Origin of the sequence: Motilibacter peucedani (genome assembly GCF_003634695.1) — a bacterium.
GTDB classification, from domain to species: domain Bacteria; phylum Actinomycetota; class Actinomycetes; order Motilibacterales; family Motilibacteraceae; genus Motilibacter; species Motilibacter peucedani.
Window position 1 is genome coordinate 241,256 of sequence record NZ_RBWV01000012.1, and the last position, 17,230, is coordinate 258,485.

Below are 17,230 nucleotides of genomic sequence, written 5' to 3' on the forward strand. Positions count from 1 at the left end.
AGGACTAGCCTTCGTGCATGAAGGCCGTGTCGCGCCACAACGTACGCGTCAGCGGGCCCCCCGGCGCCCAGCCGATGGTCTTCGCGCACGGCTTCGGCTGCGACCAGAACATGTGGCGGTTCGTGGCCCCGCGCTTCGCCGACCGCTACCGCGTCGTGCTGTTCGACCACGTGGGCTGCGGCGGGTCCGACCCCACCGCCTACGACCCCGCACGCTACTCGAGCCTGGAGGCCTACTCCGAGGACCTGCTCGAGATCTGCCGCGAGCTGGAGCTCACCGACGTGGTGCTCGTCGGGCACTCGGTCTCGGCGATGATCGCCGCGCTGGCCGTCAAGGCCGACCCCGAGCGCTTCGCCAAGCTGGTCATGGTGGGCCCGTCGCCCCGCTACGTCGACGACGACGGCTACGTCGGCGGCTTCGCCGACGAGGACATCACCGAGCTGCTCGACTCCCTCGAGAGCAACTACCTCGGCTGGTCCAGCGTCATGGCGCCGGCCATCATGGGCAACCCCGAGCGGCCCGAGCTGGGCGCCGAGCTCACAGCGAGCTTCTGCCGCAGCGACCCGGCCGTCGCGCGCCGCTTCGCCGAGGTGACCTTCCGCTCGGACAACCGGGCCGACCTCGCCGACGTGCGCACCCCGACGCTGGTCCTGCAGTGCAGCGAGGACGTCATCGCACCCGTCGCGGTGGGCGAGTACGTCCGCGACGCCATCCCCGGGGCGCGCCTGGTGGTGCTCGACGCCCGAGGCCACTGCCCGAACCTCAGCGCGCCCGAGCAGACCACCAGCGCCATCGCCGAGTTCGTCGATGCCTGAGGGGCTCGCGGTGGTGCTCGACACCGTGGGAGAGCTCGACGACCTCGCGCCCTGCGGCTACCTCACGACCCGGCCCGACGGCACGCTGCTCTCCGTCAACTCGACCTTCGCCTCGCTGACGGGCTACGCCCGTGGGGAGCTGGTCGGGCGCAAGCGGTTCACCGACCTGCTCACCGGCGGCGGCCGCATCTTCCACGAGACCCACTACGCACCACTGCTGCAGATGAGCGGCAGCGCCAGGGAGATCGCGCTCGACCTGGTGCGTGCCGACGGCACGCGGGTGCCGGTGCTCGTCAACTCGGTGCTGGAGCGCGACGCCGCCGGCGCGCCCGTCGTGGTGCGCACGGCGGTCTTCGACGCCACCGAGCGGCGCAGCTACGAGCGCGAGCTCCTGGCGGCCAAGCAGCGGGCCGAGGAGTCCGAGGCGCGGGCCCGCCAGCTGGCCCGGACGCTGCAGACCACGCTGATCCCCCCGGCGCCGCCGCACGTGCCCGGGCTCGACATCGCGGCGGCCTACCGGCCGGCCGGCTCCGGCGAGGAGGTGGGCGGCGACTTCTACGACGTCTTCGAGCTGAGCGCCGGCTCCTGGGTCGTCGTGGTCGGCGACGTGTGCGGCAAGGGGGTGGAGGCCGCCGTCGTCACCTCGCTGGCGCGCCACACCGTACGAGCCGCGTCGGTCGGCCGCCCCGAGCCCTCGCAGACCCTGCACCTGCTCAACGAGGTGCTCCTGCGCACGGGTGACGAGCGCTTCTGCACCGTGGCGGTGCTGCGCCTGACCCAGGACGACGAGGGCTGGTCGGTGGCGGTCTCCTCCGGCGGGCACCCCCTGCCCCTCCTGCTCAGCCCCGGGGAGGAGCCGCGGCGCGTGGGGAAGCCCGGCTCGCTGGTCGGCGTGCTGCCGGACCCGCGCTTCCGCGACGTCGAGCTGCGCCTGCGGCCGGGGCAGGCGCTGGTGGTGCACACCGACGGGGTCACCGAGGGTCGCCGCGGCGCCGAGTTCTACGGCGAGGACCGCCTCGACGCAGCGCTCCTGCGCTTCGCAGGCAGCGCCGACTCCCTCGTGCACGGGCTGCTCGACGACGTGCTGCTCTTCCAGCAGGGCAACGCCCGCGACGACATCGCGGTCGTCGCCCTCAGCGTGCCGCCAGCCGGCTGAGCACGGCGCCCAGCGGCGCCTCGAGCTTCGCCACCGCGTACGCGTCGCCGCGCGTCGGCCCCTCGTTGACGATCGCGACGGGGATCGGCCGCTTCGCGGCCTGGAGGACGAAGCGGAAGCCCGACATGACGGTCAGCGACGAGCCGAGGACCAGCAGGCTGCGGGCCCCGGCCACCAGCTCGGTCGAGGCGGCGACGCGCTCGGGCGGCACCCGCTCGCCGAAGAACACGACGTCGGGCTTGAGCACCCCGCCGCAGGAGGTGCACGCCACGACCGTGAAGGAGTCGAGGGTGGCGTCGTCGATGTCGGCGTCGCCGTCGGCGTGCACGCCGCGCACCTCCGCGGCCCAGCCGCGGTTGGCCGCGGCCAGCCGGCCGGTCAGCTCCTGACGAGGAGTCACGGCCCCGCAGCCGAGGCAGACCACCCGGCCGAGGTTGCCGTGCAGCTCGACCACGTCGGCCGTGCCGGCCGCCGTGTGGAGGCCGTCGACGTTCTGCGTGACGACGCCGGCCAGGGCGCCGGCGCGCTGCAGCGAGGTCACCGCGAGGTGGCCGGTGTTGGGCGCCGCACCGCCGATGACCTGCCAGCCGACGAAGCTGCGCGCCCAGTAGCGCCGCCGGGCCTGCTCGCTGCCGGTGAACACCTGGTAGGTCATCGGCGTCGACGGGCGCGCCCGGCCCGTCGCGCCTCGGTAGTCGGGGATGCCGGACTCCGTCGAGAGCCCGGCGCCGCTGAGCACGGCGACGCCGCCCTCGGCCACCAGGCTGCCAAGGACGTCGAGCCGGTCGAGGAGTGCTGCGCCCACCCCTCCGATGGTGCCTGACGATCGTCGCGCGTGCACGCTGCGTGAGAGTTGCCGACACGGGCTCCGGATGTCGCACGATCGGCTGTTGCGCAGGCAGCGACCTGGGTACTGTGTGCCCGCACGGGGTGGGCGAGAAGGGGTGCGAGATGCGCAGAGCTGTTGCTGCAGGGGCCGTCCTCGCGGCTGTCGGCCTCGGGCTGCCGGCCGCCACCGCGGCAGAGGCGGCGCCGACCGCCAAGCAGGGCCTCACGGTCGTCAAGTTCGACAACCGCGGCACCCTCAAGGTCCACCTCGACGCGAGCGCGCCGGGTCCGGTGACCGTGACGCTGCTGGCCTACCAGCGCCTGGCCCCGCCGTCGCAGTGGCCGCAGGTGCTCACCGCTGCCCGGACCAAGACGCTGCAGCCCGGAGCGACCGCCACGCTGCACGTGACCGCGCCCGACTGCCCGCAGGTCGACGGCATCGTCGGCACCGCCTACCCCTCGCGCCTCGACCGCGCGATGCTGCAGAAGGTGCTCATCCCGGGCGCCTACACCCACGTCACGGCGTCCTGCACCCCCGAGAGCTGACCTCGCGCCGCTCGCTCGCGCCGCTGCTGCTCGGCGTCGTCCTGATCGACGACGCCGTCATCGAGGCGCGCAGCTGGCCGGTGCCGCTGCTCGGCCCGCTCGACTGGGTGGGGCACCTGGCCACGACCGGCGTGTGCCTCGCCGCGCTCGCTCCCGAGGTGCTGCGCCGGCGACAGCGCCTGCTGGCGCTCACGGCGGCGTGCTCGGTCGCGATCGACGTCGACCACGCGCCCTACTACCTGCACCTGACCGCCCTCGGCGGCGGTGGGCGGCCGGTGACGCACAGCCTCTTCACGCCCGTGGCGCTCGGCGTCGCGGCCCTGCTCGTCCCCCGCTGGCGCGACCTGCTCCTCGCCGCGGCCGCTGGCGTGTGCCTGCACTTCGTGCGCGACGTCGCCACCGGCCCGGGGCTCGCCCTGCTCGCGCCGCTCGACCGGCACCGGACCCTGCTGCCCTACGCGGTCTACGCCGGCGCGCTCGCGGCGCTGTCCGCCTGCGCCGTCCTCCGGGACGCCCGCCGCACGTCGCCGCCGGCTCGTCGCGCCGGGGACCCATCCGCTCGGTGACCGGTTCCGAAGCACCTCTCGGTAGCCGTCGGACGAGTCCGCGCCCAGGGGCGCAGCGGAAGGAGTGCCAGCTTCAGTCGATCGAGTGGCGCCCACCGGAGGTTCCCCCCGCTACCCCGAGGGTAGGGCGCACCCGGGGTCGGCGACGTCGCCGGCCCGAACCGAGGAGGACACCGAGTCCATGACCCGTCCCCACCGCCAGAGAGCACGAGCCACCGCGCTGATCGGCGCAGGTGCCCTGCTGGCCACGACCGGCTTCGCCACCCTCGCCGCGTCGCCCGCTTCTGCGTCCAGCCACCGTGAGGCTCCCCTCATCGCCGGCATGCCGCAGGACGACGCGACCGACACCTACGCGTTCCGCAGTCCGGACAAGCCCGACACGGTCACCCTGCTGGGCAACTGGCTGCCCTTCCAGGACCCGTCCGGCGGCCCGAACTTCTACCCGTGGGACGACAACGCCGCCTACGACCTCAACATCGACAACAACGGTGACGCGAAGGCGGACATCACCTACCGCTTCACCTTCGTCGGGAAGTACAAGAACCCGGGCACGTTCCTCTACAACACCGGCCAGGTCACGGACAAGAACGACCCTGACCTGAACTACACCCAGCGCTACATCGTCCGGAAGATCGAGAACGGCAAGAGCTCGGTCGTCGTGCGCGAGGGCTTCACCGCCCCGTCCTACGTCGGCGCCGCCTCGATGCCGAACTACTGGACCCTGCGCGGCCAGGCCCGGCACTCCATGCCGGGCGGCGGGCTCGCGTTCGCGGGCCAGGCGGACGACCCGTTCTTCGCCGACCTGCGCGTGTTCGACCTGCTCTACGGCGGCAACCTGTCCGAGGTCGGCCACGACACGCTCAACGGCTACAACGTCAACACCCTCGGCGTGCAGGTCCCGATCTCCGAGGTCACCAAGGGCGGGGAGCCGGTCATCGGCGTCTGGACCTCGACCATCAAGAAGAACGCGTCCGGCAAGTGGGTCTCGGTCTCGCGGCTGGGCAACCCGCTGGTCAACGAGGTCGTCATCCCCAGCAAGGACAAGGACGCGTTCAACGCCTCCAGCCCGAGCGGTGACGGCCAGTTCCTGAACTACGTCACGAAGCCCGAGCTGCCCACGCTGCTGCAGGCGATCTACGGGCTCAAGGCTCCGGCGACGCCCCGCAACGACCTGGTCTCGGTGTTCCTCACCGGGGTCAAGGGGCTGAACCAGCCGGCGAACGTCGTGCCGGGTGAGGAGCTGCGGCTCAACACCTCCACGCCGGTCACGGCCAGCCCCAACCGCCTCGGCGTGCTCGGTGGTGACCTGCAGGGCTTCCCGAACGGTCGTCGCCTCGGCGACGACGTCCTGGACATCTCGCTCCAGGCGGTCGCCGGCGAGCTCGTCGGCTCGCCGAACGACCTCGGTGACGGGGTCAACGCCAACGACAAGGCGTTCGACACGGCGTTCCCCTACGTCGCCGCGCCGAACTCCGGCTCGACCGTGCGTCCTGGTCCGAGCGGCATGACCTCGCTGCTCTCCGGTGGCAAGCCCGACGGCTCGCCGTCGGGGCCGGGCTCGTCGCTCCCCGTGGGCGTCGCGGGCCTCGGTCTGCTCACCCTCGTCGCCGGTGGGGCGCTCGCCCTCACCGCGCGCCGCCGTCAGTCCGCGCCTGCCGCGGCCTGATCCGCCCGTAGTCCCTGCCCGGCCGGTGGTCCGCCACCGGCCGGGCGGGACCGCGTACCGCTCGGCGCCACACCAGACCGTGCCTGTCGGCACCCATCGAGGAGCCATCGTGCGTCGCCTCATCCCCGTCGTGGCCGTCGTCGGCCTCGCGTCGGCGCTGTTCCTCGGTGCCGGCATCGGCTGGCCCTCGACACGGCAGTCACCGCCCACGGTCGCCGACTCCGGGGTCGCCGGTCGGGCGTCCGGGGACCCTGCCTCGGTCATCGCCTCGCTGCAGGCCCACCTGCGGGCGCAGCCGAAGGACGCCTCGTCGTGGGCTGCTCTCGGGTCCGAGTACGTCGCACAGGCCCGGGTGACGAGCGAACCGACGTACTACCCGAAGGCCCAGGAGGCGCTCGAGACCTCGCTGCGCGTCCAGCCCGTCGACAACGTCGACGCCTCCATCGGCATGGCCGCGCTGACCGCCGCGCGGCACGACTTCACCGCTGCGCTCGCGTGGTCGCGCAAGGCGCTCGACATCTCGCCCACGAGCCCCGGCGCGCTCGAGGTGCAGGTCGACGCCCTGGACGAGCTCGGTCGCTACGACGAGGCGCTCAAGGCGGCGCACGCCGCCGACGACGTGCGCCCCGGGGTGCCGACGTTCACCCGCCTGTCCTACATCGCCGAGCTGCACGGCGACACCCGAGAGGCGCGCCGGCTCATGACGCTGGCGCTCGAGAACGCCACGCTGCCCGACGACAAGGCCTTCGCCCACTTCCACCTCGGCCAGCTGGCGAAGCAGGACGGCGACAGCCGCACGGCAGCCACGGAGTACGCCGCGGCGCTGCGCGCGGAACCCGGCTACGTCCCCGCCATGGCCTACCAGGCGGTGCTCTACGGCTCCTCCGGCCAGGTCTCGAAGGCCGAGGCGCTGTGGCAGACGGTCGTCGACAAGATGCCGATCCCGGAGTACCTGCTGGCCTACGGCGAGCTGCTCGAGTCGCAGGGGCGCAAGGCCGAGGCGCAGGACCAGTACGCAGTGGTGGCCGCCAGCGCGGAGCTGGCGCGGGCGAACGGCGTCGACTACGACCTCGAGATCGCCCACTACGAGGCGGACCACGGCTCACCGGCCGAGGCGCTGAGGGTGGCGAAGGCCGAGTGGGCCCGCCGCCACAGCATCTCCTCGGCCGACGCGCTCGGCTGGGCCCTCCATGCGGCCGGCCGTGACCGGGAGGCGCTGCCCTACCTCGTCCAGGCGAACCGTCTGGGCACCAAGGACTCCCGCGTCCTCTACCACCTGGGCATGGCGCAGAAGGGCGCCGGCCAGCGAGCCGCCGCCGTGAAGACGCTGCGCCGCGCGCTCGCGCTCGACCCGACCTTCTCGCCGCTCTACGCGCCCGCCGCGCGCCGGGCACTGACCGCCCTGGGGGCCACGTGACGCTCTCGATCCGCCGCGCGCTGCTGCTCGCCGGTGTCACGGCGGCCGCCGTCGTGGTGCCCGCTGCCGCGGCGAGTGCCCATCCGCTGGGCAACTTCACGGTCAACTCCTACTCGGGCGTGGTGGTCTCGCCGAGCGAGGTGCGCGTCGACCACGTCATGGACTACGCCGAGATCCCCACCGTGCAGCAGAAGCGCGCCATCGGCGGGAACCTCGCCGCCTACGCCCCGAAGGCCTGCGCCGCCCAGGCGTCCCTGCTCGGCGTCACCGTCTCCGCGCAGCCGGTCGCGCTCACGGTGCACGGGGCCACCGCGCAGCTGCTGCCCGGCGCCGCCGGCCTGCAGACCCTGCGCCTCGAGTGCGACCTGCGCGCGGCCGTCGAGCTCGAGGAGGCCACTGAAGTCCGCTTCACCGACCGCGCCGCCGCCGACCACGTCGGCTGGCACGAGGTCACGGTCCGCGGCGACTCCGCGACGGTGTCCCGCAGCGACGCCCCGGCCACCAGCGTGAGCAACCGGCTCACCGCGTACCCGCAGGACATGCTCAAGTCACCGGAGGACCGGCGCTCCGCCCGCTTCACCGCCACACCCGGCGGTGCGCGGCTGCTCGAGCCGACCGGCCAGGTCGCGCTGGTGTCGCGGCCTGCCGATGCGCTGTCGAACGCCTTCACCTCCTTGGTCGGCGAGGGCGGGGTAGGCACGGGTGCGGTGGTGCTCGCGCTGCTGCTGGCCGCCGCCATCGGTGCCGCGCACGCCGTCGCCCCCGGCCACGGCAAGACCGTCATGGCGTTCTACCTCGCCGGGCGGCAGGCCCGCTCGCTGCGCGCCGCATTCACGGTGGGCACGACCGTCACGCTGACCCACACGGCGGGCGTGCTCGTCCTGGGGCTGCTCGTGAGCACAGGTGCGGCGTTCACGCCGGCCCACGCGTACCCCTGGCTCAGCATGCTCAGCGGTCTGCTCGTCGTCGCCGTCGGGCTCAACCTCGTGAGGCAGGTGCGTCGCGGACGGGGCCACGAGCACCTGCACGGTGAGCACTCCCACGGCGAGCACTCCCACGGCGGCCACACGCACTCGCACGGAGGGCACACCCACTTGCACGGCGGCCACTCGCACGGTCCTGTCCCAGCGCCGCTGGCGCGTCAGGCGGTGCTCGTACGCGGTGGCACCTCTGCCACGACGCTGACCCTCCCGACCCAGCTGTCATCGCCGGAGGCCGAGCCGGAGCCGCACCCGCACTCCCACGACGAGGTCGACGAGAAGCCGCGCCGGTCGGGGCTGGTGGCGATGGGCCTCGCCGGCGGCCTGGTGCCCAGCCCGACTGCCGTGGTCGTCCTGCTCGGCGCCGTGGCGACCGGGCACTGGTGGCTCGGCGTGGTGCTCGTGGTCGCGTTCGGTCTGGGCATGGCGGTGACGCTGACCGCGGTGGGCATCGCGGTGGCGACCGCGGGGGAGCGGCTGACGCTCGCCGGCACGGGTACGTCGCGGCTGGCCCGCGCCGCAGGGCCGGTGCTGCGCTGGGCGCCCGCGCTGGCTGCGGTGGGCGTCTGCACGCTCGGTGTGGTCGTGGTCGTGCGGGGGCTGCTGGCGCTGTGAGGAGCCGCTAGCCCGTCACGATGTGGCGGCTGACCAGCGGGTCGACGGCCACCGGCACCGGCGTCCCGTCGGCGGTCACGCCGGCCACCGGCAGCCAGATGACGAACGTGCTGCCGACGCCCGGCGCTGAGTGCACGGCCACCGTGCCGCCGTGGCTCTCGACGATCTGCCGGACGATCGCGAGACCCAGCCCGGCGTGGCCGTCGTGGCGGGCGCGGCGGCCGACGACGCGCGAGAAGCGGTCGAAGATGCGCCGGTGGTCGGCAGGGTCGATGCCCGGGCCAGAGTCGCGGACGGCGAGCCACGCCCACTGCCCCAGGCGGCCGCCCGCCAGCAGCACGTCGCTGCCGGGCGGGCTGAAGCGCACGGCGTTGCTCAGCAGGTTGACGACCGCGCGGCGCAGGGCGTCGCGGTCACCGATGACGCTGACCCCGTCGACCAGCCCCGAGCGCAGCAGCACCCCGCTCGCGCCGGCGACGATCTCCTGCTCCTCGAGGGCTTCGCGGCCGACGAGGGCGAGCTCGACGTCGGACTCGACGAACGCCGGGCCTGCGCGGCGCGAGGTTGCGAGCAGGTCGTCGACCAGCCGGGCCATCCGCTCGGCGGCCCGGTCGATGACGGCCACGGCCCGGGCGCGGTCCTCGGCGGGCGCGTCGGGGCGCGAGAGCACGGCGTCGACGTTGGCCCGGATGATGGCGAGCGGGTTGCGCAGCTCGTGGGAGGCGTCGTCGACGATCATCCGCTGCGAGGTGAAGGCGTCGTCGAGGCGGTCGAGCATCGCGTCGATCGTGTCGGAGAGCTGGCGCAGCTCGTCGTCGGGCCCGTCGAGGCGGATGCGGCGCGAGAGGTCGGTCGCCGTGATGTCGCGGGCCGTGGCCGTGATGCGCGCGACCGGTGCGAGCAGCCGTCCCGACAGCCACCAGCCGATCACCAGGCTGGCCACGAGCAGGAGCAGCAGCGCCGAGATGCTGTAGCGGCGCAGCGTGTCGAGCGTCTGCTCGTTGACCGCGCGGGTGAAGCTCGCCTGCGGGATCAGCCGCACGCTGTCGAACGAGATGAGTCGGCCGGTCGTCGGGTCGACCGCCTGGATGTCGGTCAGCCGCGGCCGCGTCGACATCGCGCTGGAGGTCACCCGCGCGCGCACGGCGACGTAGATGATGCCGACGACCAGGCCGGCGAGCCCGAAGAGGACCGCCGACCAGGTCACCGTCAGCCGGAACCGGATCGTGCGCGCCCACTGCGGGCCGTAGCGCGACAGCCCGCCCCAGAGGTGGTTCACCGCGGGCCCCCGGCCGGCTCGCGCAGCCGGTAGCCCTGTCCCACGACCGTCTCGAGCAGCTGCTCCTCGTCGTCGAGCGAGAGCTTGCGCCGCAGCGTGCCGACCGTCACGCGTACGGTCTGGGTGAACGGGTCGGCGTTCTCGTCCCACACGTGCTCGAGCAGCTCCTCGCTCGAGACGACGTGGCCCGGGCGGTGCATGAGGTACTCGAGCACGCCCAGCTCCTTGTTGGTCAGCCGCAGCTCGCGCCCGGAGCGCGCCGCCGTGCGTCGGGCGGTGTCGAGCTCCACCGGCCCGACCCGCAGGACCGCGTCGCCGCCCGCGGTCTCCCGCCGCAGCAACGCGCGGAGCCGCGCCTGCAGTTCCTGGAAGGCGAAGGGCTTGACGAGGTAGTCGTCCGCGCCGGCGTCGAGGCCGCGTACGCGGTGGTCGAGGCTCGATCGCGCGGTCAGCAGCAGCACCCGGGTGTCGGCGCCGCCGGCGGCGTCGAGCTCGCCGGAGCGCAGCGAGCGCAGGATGTCGACGCCGTCGGCGTCGGGCAGGTTGAGGTCGAGCACCACGACGTCGTAGGCGTTGACCGAGAGCCGCTCCTCGGCGTCAGCTCCGGTGAGCGCGACGTCGACGGCGAAGCCGGACGAGGCCAGCCCGAAGCGCAGGGCGTCGGCCAGGTCTTCCTCGTCCTCCACGACCAGCAGGCGCATGGGAGCCACCGTACGCGGGGGCGGGCCCGCGGGAGACGCCCTCGGGCGCTAGTGGCGGAAGGGCTTCGGGGGCGCGAGCAGCGCGGCGCGCGGGCAGTCGGCCAGCGCGATGCCGCCGAAGCCCAGCGCCTCGTCGCACAGCGTCTGGACGGTGAAGCCGAGGTCCGTGCCGTGGCGGGTGACCGTGACGCGGTAGACGGTGATCTCGTAGCGCGTCGGAGTGCCGTAGGCGACCTGGATCGTGCCGACGAGCTGCGAGGCGCCGCGGCCGTCGGCGGACCACGGCGAGTCGTAGCGGCTCCAGAGCTTCGGCTCGGAGGTCCAGAGGCCGCCGCGCGCGACGTCGCGGTCGGCGAGCTCGACGAGCACCGTACGCGCCGCCTCCTCCGGCAGGATCGCCGCCGGCCGGATCACCTCGGTCACGTAGGCGTCCTCGAACCCCTGCTCGGCCAGCGCCGCTGCCTCGCCCACCGCCACCACCTGCTCCTCGCTCGTGCTTGACCCGGTCTTCGGCACGCGGGTGCCTCGACGTGAGCACGACCGTACGGGCGTGGGTACTGGCGTAGTGGGCGGGTCCCGGGGCACAATGGCGGCGAGACGAGTGGAGCACGCACGCCGTCCGGCACGACGAGGTCGCAGGGGAAGGCGCACCTCGAGCCGCCGGGAGGCACAGTGAGCGTCCGATCGTCGCGTCCGCAGGCGCCCGCAACCACGCGTGGTGTCGTGCTGGTGCATGCCACCGCTCCGGCGTTGGTCCCACATCTCGAGTGGGCCATCGGAGCGGTCCTCGGCGTGCGCGTCACCCTCGACTGGACCGCCCAGCCGGCTGCGCCCGGGTCCCTGCGCGCCGAGCTCTCGTGGCAGGGCGCGGCCGGCACCGGTGCGCGACTGACCTCCGCGCTGCGCGACTGCAAGCTGGTGCGCTTCGAGGTGACCGAGGAGCCGAGCCCTGGCGCCGAGGGCGAGCGCTACGCGTTCACGCCGACACTGGGGCTCTTCAGCGCGGTCATGAGCGTCCACGGCGACGTGCTGGTGCCCGAGGAGCGGCTGCGCGCCGTCGTGGCCCGCTCGGCGGTCGACGGCTCCGACCTGGTGGCCGCCCTCGCCGAGCTGATGGGCGCCCCCTGGGACGACGAGCTCGAGGCCTTCCGCGCCGCTGGCGAGGGTGCACCCGTGCGCTGGCTGCACCAGGTCGGCTGAGCCCGCCACCGCCGTACGCTCCCGGCGCCGCGCGCGTCCACCCCCGTTGGCACGATGTGCCTCCTTGCCAATCTGATTGGCAAGGAGGCACATCGTGCCAACGACAGGGCGCGTTCGGGGCGGCTAGACCGAGCGCAGGACGAGGACCACGTTGTGGCCGCCGAAGCCGAACGAGTTGTTCAGGGCGGCGATGTCGCCCTCGGGCAGGGCCCGGGGGTCGACGCGGACGACGTCGAGGGTGAGGTCGTCGTCGGGGTCGTCGAGGTTGATCGTCGGGGGAGCCAGGCGGTTCTTCAGCGCCAGCACGGTGGCGATCGTCTCGATCGCGCCGGCCGCGCCGAGCGTGTGGCCCGTCATCGACTTGGTCGCGGACACCGCGGCGCCGTCGGCGGCGGAGCCGAGCGCGGCGCGGATCGCGTTGATCTCGGCGATGTCGCCGACCGGCGTCGAGGTGGCGTGCGCGTTGATGTGCACGATGTCGGAGGGCTCGAGGCCCGCGTCGCGCAGCGCGAAGCCGATGGCCTGGGAGACGTACTTGCCCTCGGGTTCGGGGGCGGTGATGTGGTAGCCGTCCGAGGTGATGCCCACCCCGGCGACGGCGGCGTAGACGTGGGCGCCGCGGGCCCGGGCGTGCGCCTCGGACTCGAGCACCACGATGCCGGCGCCCTCGCCGAGCACGAAGCCGTCGCGGCCCTTGTCGTAGGGGCGCGACGCGCGCTGCGGCTCGTCGTTGCGGGTCGACATCGCGCGCATGGCCGCGAAGCCGGACACGGGCAGCGGGTGGATGGAGGCCTCCGTGCCGCCGGCGATCACGACGTCGGCGCGGCCCGAGCGGATCATCTCGACGCCCGCGGCGATGGCCTCGGAGCCCGAGGCGCACGCGCTGACGGTGGTGTGCACGCCGGCGTGCGCGCCGAACTCGAGGCCCACCGTGGCCGCCGGCCCGTTGGGCATGAGCATCGGCACGGTGAGCGGGAGCACCCGGCGGGCGCCCTTCTCGAGCAGGATGTCGTAGGCGTCGAGCAGCGTGGTGACGCCGCCGATGCCCGAGGCGACCACGACGCCGAGGCGCTCGCGGTCGACCTCGAGCTCCGCGGCGCGGGAGGCGTCGGCCCAGGCCTCCCGCGCCGCGATGAGCGACATCTGGCTGGAGCGGTCGTTGCGCTTGACCTCCTGGCGGGTGAGCACCTGGTCGGGCTCGACGGCCAGGGTGGCGCCGATCTTGACCGGCAGCTCGAAGCGCTCCACCCACTCGTACGGCAGCAGGCTGGCGCCCGACACCCCCTTCGTCAGCGCGTCCCACGTCGACGGCGCGTCGCCGCCGAGCGGGGTGGTCGCGCCGACTCCGGTGATGACGACGGAGGTCGACTCGCTCATGATCGCTCCAGGGTGTGCAAGGAGGGCGCTCAGCCCTGCTTGACGATGAAGTCCACGGCGTCGCGGACGGTGCGCAGGTCCTTCACGTTGTCGTCGGGGATCTTCACGCCGAACTTCTCCTCGGCGTTGACGACGATCGTCATCATCGACAGCGAGTCGATGTCGAGGTCGTCGGTGAAGGACTTGTCGAGCTCGACCTGGTCGGTCGGCAGGCCGGTCTCCTCGTTGATGAGCTCGGCGAGGCCCGACAGGACCTCCTGCTCGCTGTTCGCCATGGGGATGGACTCCTCGCGTTGCGGGTGGAGGGGGTACGTGCCGCCGCGGCTGCGACGGCAACGGCTCAGGATGCCAGGCTCAGGGCGCTGGTGCGTAGGCGGCAGGCAGCGCGACGACCTGGGCGGCGTGGCTGAGCCCGCCGCCGAAGCCCACGAGCAGCGCCAGGTCACCGGGTGCGGCCTTCCCGTCGCGGAGCACGTGCTCCATGGCCAGGGGGATCGAGGCGGCCGACGTGTTGCCCGTCCAGCGGACGTCGTCGGCGACGACCACCTCGGGGGGCAGCGCCATGGCCTTGACCATCGCGTCGATGATGCGGGTGTTGGCCTGGTGCGGGACGAAGGCGGCGAGCTGCTCGCCCTTGACGCCCGCGGCGTCCAGGGCCTGCTGGCCGACGCGCGGCATCTCGGTGACGGCCCAGCGGAAGACGCTCTGGCCCTTCATCCGCAGCACCGGGTCGCCGGTGGCCTCGCCGCGCACGACGTCGCCCAGCAGCGGCGCCACGTCGAGCGCCTCGGCCTGCTCGCCCCACGACCCCCACGCCACCGGTCCGATGCCGGGGGAGTCGGAGGGGCCGACGACGACCGCGCCGGCGCCGTCGCCGAACAGGAACATCGTGCCGCGGTCGGACAGGTCGAGCAGGTCGGTCATCCGCTCCACGCCGACGACCAGCACGTGCCGGGCGCTGCCGCCGCGCACGGCCTGGTCCGCGACCGCGAGCGCGTAGGGGAACCCGGCGCACGCGGAGTTCATCTCCAGCGCTCCGCCCTGCGAGCCGATCGCCGCCTGCAGCAGGTTGGCCGCGGTCGGCGTCGTCGAGAACGACGTCATGGTCGTCAGCAGCACCAGGTCGATGTCGGAGCCCTGCAGCCCGGCCGCGCCGAGCGCCTGCCGCGAGGCGTGCTCCGCCATGACCAGCAGCGACTCGTCGGGTCCGGCCCAGCGGCGCTCGCGGATGCCGCTGCGCTGCTGGATCCACTCGTCGGTCGAGTCGATCATCGTGCAGATCTCGGCGTTGTCGACGACCCGGGAGGGGCGGTAGACGCCCAGGGACAGCAGCGTCGAGCCCGCCGCCCCGGGAGCGATCCGGATCTCGGGACGTGCCTCGCCGGCGCTCACAGCGCGGCCCCGGCGTGGGTCTCGACGAGCGCTCGGGCCTTGTCGAGGTCGTCGGGCGTGCGCAGGGCGACGACCTCGACGCCGGGCATGGCGCGCTTGGCGAGACCCGCCAGGGTGCCTGCCGGCGGCAGCTCCAGGACGCCGGTCACGCCGAGCGCCTGCATCCGTGCCATGCAGAGGTCCCAGCGCACGGGTCGGGCGACCTGGGCCACCAGGCGCTCGAGCGCGTCGGGGGCGTCGGTGACGACCTCGCCGTCGCGGTTGGACAGCAGCGGCGTACGCGGTGGGCGCGGTGCCAGCCCGGCGGCGTGCGCGGCGAGCACGTCGACCGCCGGCGCCATGAACCCGGTGTGGAAGGCCCCGGCGACGGCGAGCGGGATGACCCGCGCCTTGGCCGGCGGGGCCGCCGCGAAGGCGGCGAGCTGCTCGGTGGTGCCCGCGACGACGACCTGGCCGGCGCCGTTCTCGTTGGCGGCCACGAGCCCGGCCGCCGTCACCGCTGCCTGCACCTCGTCGCGGTCGCCCCCGACGACCGCCGACATGCCGGTGGCGGTGCGCGCGGCGGCCTCGGCCATGGCGCGGCCGCGCACGGCGACCAGCGCGCCGGCCTCGTCGGTGGTCAGGACGCCGGTGGCGGCGAGCGCCGTCACCTCGCCGACGCTGTGGCCGGCCACGACGGCGGCGGCCTCGACGGCCGGCACGACCTCCGGCAGCACGGCCAGACCGGCGCCGACGATCAGCGGCTGGGCGGCGGCGGTGTCGCGGATGGTCTCGGCGTCGGCCTCGGTGCCGAGCGACGCCAGGTCGAGCCCGGTGGCGGCCGAGAGCGCGGCGAGGCGCTCGGCCACGCCGGGCAGGGCGAGCCAGGGGCTCAGGAAGCCGGGCGTCTGGGACCCCTGACCCGGGGCGAGCAGTGCGAGCACGCTGCCAACCTTTCCTTGCCGGGAGTCCGCCACCGGGTGACGACGCGGACGAAACGCCGAGGTCGCCATCGTAGGGTTCCTACAAACCGGCTCGTGGCCGCGGCTACTTCCAGGCGCGTCCGGGGCGCGCCATGCTGCTCGCATGGCGCACTCCTTCAACATGGTGACCCTCGGCGTGCAGGACCTCGCGCGCTCGCGCGCGTTCTACGAGGCGCTCGGCTGGCAGGGCAGGGGCGGCGAGGGCGGCGCCCCCGTGTTCTTCGGCGGCCACGGCACCGTCCTCGCGATCTGGGACCGCAGCAGCCTCGCCGCCGACTCCGCCCTGCCGGAGGGCTCGTCCTCCGGCGCCGACGGCTGGGGCGGCATCACGCTGGCCTGCTGCCTCGGGAGCGAGGCGGAGGTCGACGAGCTGACCGCCACCGCTCGGGGGGCCGGCGGCACCGTCGCGCGCGAGCCGGCCGCCACCTCCTGGGGCGGCTACGACTCGATCGTCGTGGATCCCGACGGCCACCGCTGGGAGATCGCGCACAACCCGGAGTGGCCGGTCTCGCCCGAGGGCGGCGTCAGTCTCGGCTGAGCGGGGCGGGCGGCCGGGTCGGCGGGGACAGCCGCGACCAGGCCAGCGCCAGGCGCAGCGCGAAGGAGTCGCGCGGCTCGGCCGGCGCGTACCCCGTCAGCTCCGACACCCGCCGCAGCCGGTATCGCACGGTGTTGGGGTGCACGAACAGCATCCGCGCCGTGCCCTCCAGCGACCCCGCCTGCTCGAGGTAGGTCGTGAGCGTCTCGAGCAGGACCGCGCCGCCGCCGGCGAGCCGCTCGGCGACCTGCGCGACGAGCGCGGCGCGCGCCTCCTCGTCGCCGTCGAGCGCCCGCTCGGGGAGCAGCTCCTGCGAGGTGGCGGGGCGCGGGCACTCCGGCCACGCGCCGGCTGCGCGTGCTCCGGACGCGGCCGCCCGTGCGGAGCGGGCTGCGCCGGCGAGGTCGTCGGCGGGCGGCCCGACCACGACCGGACCGGGTGCGAACGCGGGCAGCAGGCGGCGTACGAGCTCGAGCGCGTCCTGACCGTCCGGCAGCGCCAGCAGCACGCTGAGCCGGCTGCCCTGCACCCCCGCGAGCAGCTCGGACCCCGCGGCCCGCGCCGCCCGCGCGATCTCGTCGACGACGGCCTGCGGCTCGCCCGCGGGCGCCGAGCCGACCACGGCGACCGACGCCCGGCCGGCCGGCCAGCCGAGCGCGGCGGCCCGCGAGCGGGTCGCCTCGTCGACCTCCCCGCGCAGCAGGGCGTCGACGACCAGGGCTTCCAGGCGCGCGTCCCAGGCGCCGCGGGCCTCGGCCGCCTCCGCGTAGACCTGGGCGGCGGCGAAGGCGACCTCGCGGCTGTAGCGCAGCACCGCCTCGCGCAGGGGTGCCTGCTCGGGCGGGTCGGCGAGGCTGGGGATGGCCTCCTCGACCACGGCGATCGTCAGGCGCACCAGCTCGACGGTCTGCTGCAGCGTGACCGAGCGGGCCAGCTCGCGCGGAGCGGTGCCGAAGACGTCGACGCTCACCCCGCGCTGCGTCGCCGGGTCGCGGACCCACTCGACCAGCGCGGCGATGCCCGCCTGCGCGACCAGCCCGACCCACGACCGGTCGTCGGCCGGCATGGCGGAGTACCACGGCAGCTCGTGCTCCATGCGGGCCGTGGCCGCGGTGCTCAGCGCGCCGATCGAGCGCTCGAGGCGGGCGACGGTGGAGGCGAGCACCGGCGCAGCCTAGAGCGGACCCGTTGT

The 17,230-nt window shown here is 74.2% G+C and carries 18 protein-coding genes; 9 read left to right on the forward strand and 9 right to left on the reverse strand.

From position 1 onward, the window contains the following. The first annotated feature begins 17 nt into the window (after positions 1-17). Together CLV35_RS12010 and CLV35_RS12015 are read left to right on the forward strand one after the other, a co-directional pair. On the forward strand, positions 18-815 hold the full coding sequence (locus CLV35_RS12010) for an alpha/beta fold hydrolase (RefSeq protein ID WP_121193723.1): 798 nt from the start codon (positions 18-20) through the stop codon (positions 813-815). Next, a complete protein-coding gene (locus CLV35_RS12015; RefSeq protein WP_121193724.1) occupies positions 808-1,971 on the forward strand; it encodes a SpoIIE family protein phosphatase in 1,164 nt (387 codons plus the stop codon). The genes CLV35_RS12010 and CLV35_RS12015 overlap by 8 nt, the downstream gene beginning before the upstream one ends. On the opposite strand, the gene CLV35_RS12020 is transcribed toward CLV35_RS12015, so the two are convergent. Beyond that, positions 1,949-2,785: an NAD-dependent protein deacetylase gene (locus CLV35_RS12020; RefSeq protein WP_407938208.1), complete on the reverse strand. Its 837-nt coding sequence runs from the start codon at positions 2,783-2,785 to the stop codon at positions 1,949-1,951. The two genes, CLV35_RS12015 and CLV35_RS12020, sit on opposite strands and share 23 nt — an antisense overlap. 137 nt (positions 2,786-2,922) lie before the next feature. On the opposite strand from CLV35_RS12020, the gene CLV35_RS20095 reads away from it, so the two are divergent. The 5 genes from CLV35_RS20095 to CLV35_RS12040 all read left to right on the forward strand — a co-directional run bounded on the left by CLV35_RS20095 (position 2,923) and on the right by CLV35_RS12040 (position 8,589). Beyond that, complete coding sequence (locus tag CLV35_RS20095; RefSeq protein ID WP_183061946.1) at positions 2,923-3,345, forward strand: hypothetical protein; 423 nt, start codon at positions 2,923-2,925, stop codon at positions 3,343-3,345. Positions 3,346-3,425: 80 nt separating this feature from the next. Continuing rightward, positions 3,426-3,911 (forward strand): metal-dependent hydrolase, encoded by a 486-nt coding sequence (locus tag CLV35_RS20100; protein WP_183061947.1) that lies wholly within the window; start codon positions 3,426-3,428, stop codon positions 3,909-3,911. 181 nt (positions 3,912-4,092) lie between these two features. Further along, the gene (locus CLV35_RS12030; RefSeq protein WP_121193726.1) at positions 4,093-5,577 is read left to right on the forward strand and encodes a DUF4331 domain-containing protein; all 1,485 of its coding nucleotides are present in this window, start codon (positions 4,093-4,095) and stop codon (positions 5,575-5,577) included. 109 nt (positions 5,578-5,686) lie between these two features. Further along, on the forward strand, positions 5,687-6,994 hold the full coding sequence (locus CLV35_RS12035) for a tetratricopeptide repeat protein (RefSeq protein WP_121193727.1): 1,308 nt from the start codon (positions 5,687-5,689) through the stop codon (positions 6,992-6,994). Next, positions 6,991-8,589: a nickel/cobalt transporter gene (locus CLV35_RS12040; RefSeq protein ID WP_121193728.1), complete on the forward strand. Its 1,599-nt coding sequence runs from the start codon at positions 6,991-6,993 to the stop codon at positions 8,587-8,589. Before CLV35_RS12035 ends, CLV35_RS12040 begins: the two co-directional genes overlap by 4 nt. A 7-nt stretch (positions 8,590-8,596) precedes the next feature. Here CLV35_RS12040 and CLV35_RS12045 read toward each other — a convergent pair whose 3' ends face one another. From CLV35_RS12045 to CLV35_RS12055, 3 genes are read right to left on the reverse strand one after another with little or no spacing between them, the layout of a single operon-like run. Next, the gene (locus tag CLV35_RS12045; RefSeq protein WP_231121744.1) at positions 8,597-9,868 is read right to left on the reverse strand and encodes a sensor histidine kinase; all 1,272 of its coding nucleotides are present in this window, start codon (positions 9,866-9,868) and stop codon (positions 8,597-8,599) included. Beyond that, positions 9,865-10,569, reverse strand: a complete 705-nt coding sequence (locus CLV35_RS12050; protein ID WP_121193729.1) for a response regulator transcription factor — start codon at positions 10,567-10,569, stop codon at positions 9,865-9,867. The genes CLV35_RS12045 and CLV35_RS12050 overlap by 4 nt, the downstream gene beginning before the upstream one ends. 48 nt (positions 10,570-10,617) lie before the next feature. After that, the gene (locus CLV35_RS12055) at positions 10,618-11,085 is read right to left on the reverse strand and encodes a hypothetical protein (RefSeq protein WP_147431954.1); all 468 of its coding nucleotides are present in this window, start codon (positions 11,083-11,085) and stop codon (positions 10,618-10,620) included. Between the two features lie 156 nt (positions 11,086-11,241). On the opposite strand from CLV35_RS12055, the gene CLV35_RS12060 reads away from it, so the two are divergent. Then, a complete protein-coding gene (locus CLV35_RS12060) occupies positions 11,242-11,769 on the forward strand; it encodes a DUF3145 domain-containing protein (RefSeq protein ID WP_121193731.1) in 528 nt (175 codons plus the stop codon). 123 nt (positions 11,770-11,892) lie between these two features. Here CLV35_RS12060 and fabF read toward each other — a convergent pair whose 3' ends face one another. From fabF to CLV35_RS12080, 4 genes are all read right to left on the reverse strand, one after another. Further along, the gene (fabF, locus tag CLV35_RS12065) at positions 11,893-13,146 is read right to left on the reverse strand and encodes a beta-ketoacyl-ACP synthase II (protein ID WP_121193732.1); all 1,254 of its coding nucleotides are present in this window, start codon (positions 13,144-13,146) and stop codon (positions 11,893-11,895) included. Between the two features lie 29 nt (positions 13,147-13,175). Further along, positions 13,176-13,421, reverse strand: coding sequence for an acyl carrier protein (locus tag CLV35_RS12070; protein ID WP_121193733.1), 246 nt, complete (start codon positions 13,419-13,421; stop codon positions 13,176-13,178). A 79-nt stretch (positions 13,422-13,500) separates the two neighbouring features. Further along, the gene (locus tag CLV35_RS12075) at positions 13,501-14,538 is read right to left on the reverse strand and encodes a beta-ketoacyl-ACP synthase III (protein WP_231121745.1); all 1,038 of its coding nucleotides are present in this window, start codon (positions 14,536-14,538) and stop codon (positions 13,501-13,503) included. Beyond that, positions 14,535-15,461 (reverse strand): ACP S-malonyltransferase, encoded by a 927-nt coding sequence (locus CLV35_RS12080; RefSeq protein ID WP_121193734.1) that lies wholly within the window; start codon positions 15,459-15,461, stop codon positions 14,535-14,537. Before CLV35_RS12080 ends, CLV35_RS12075 begins: the two co-directional genes overlap by 4 nt. Positions 15,462-15,603: 142 nt before the next feature. Here CLV35_RS12080 and CLV35_RS12085 point away from each other — a divergent pair, with 142 nt between their 5' ends. Then, complete coding sequence (locus CLV35_RS12085; RefSeq protein ID WP_121193735.1) at positions 15,604-16,038, forward strand: VOC family protein; 435 nt, start codon at positions 15,604-15,606, stop codon at positions 16,036-16,038. On the opposite strand, the gene CLV35_RS12090 is transcribed toward CLV35_RS12085, so the two are convergent. After that, positions 16,025-17,203 (reverse strand): PucR family transcriptional regulator, encoded by a 1,179-nt coding sequence (locus CLV35_RS12090; RefSeq protein ID WP_231121746.1) that lies wholly within the window; start codon positions 17,201-17,203, stop codon positions 16,025-16,027. The genes CLV35_RS12085 and CLV35_RS12090 overlap by 14 nt on opposite strands. Positions 17,204-17,230: the final 27 nt, after the last annotated feature.

Coding starts and splice junctions, on each gene's coding strand:
- CLV35_RS12010 (WP_121193723.1), top strand. CDS start 18: ATGAAGGCCGTGTCGCGCCACAACGTACGCGTCAGCGGGCCCCCCGGC.
- CLV35_RS12015 (WP_121193724.1), top strand. CDS start 808: ATGCCTGAGGGGCTCGCGGTGGTGCTCGACACCGTGGGAGAGCTCGAC.
- CLV35_RS20095 (WP_183061946.1), top strand. CDS start 2,923: ATGCGCAGAGCTGTTGCTGCAGGGGCCGTCCTCGCGGCTGTCGGCCTC.
- CLV35_RS12030 (WP_121193726.1), top strand. CDS start 4,093: ATGACCCGTCCCCACCGCCAGAGAGCACGAGCCACCGCGCTGATCGGC.
- CLV35_RS12050 (WP_121193729.1), bottom strand. CDS start 10,569: ATGCGCCTGCTGGTCGTGGAGGACGAGGAAGACCTGGCCGACGCCCTG.
- fabF (WP_121193732.1), bottom strand. CDS start 13,146: ATGAGCGAGTCGACCTCCGTCGTCATCACCGGAGTCGGCGCGACCACC.
- CLV35_RS12070 (WP_121193733.1), bottom strand. CDS start 13,421: ATGGCGAACAGCGAGCAGGAGGTCCTGTCGGGCCTCGCCGAGCTCATC.
- CLV35_RS12085 (WP_121193735.1), top strand. CDS start 15,604: ATGGCGCACTCCTTCAACATGGTGACCCTCGGCGTGCAGGACCTCGCG.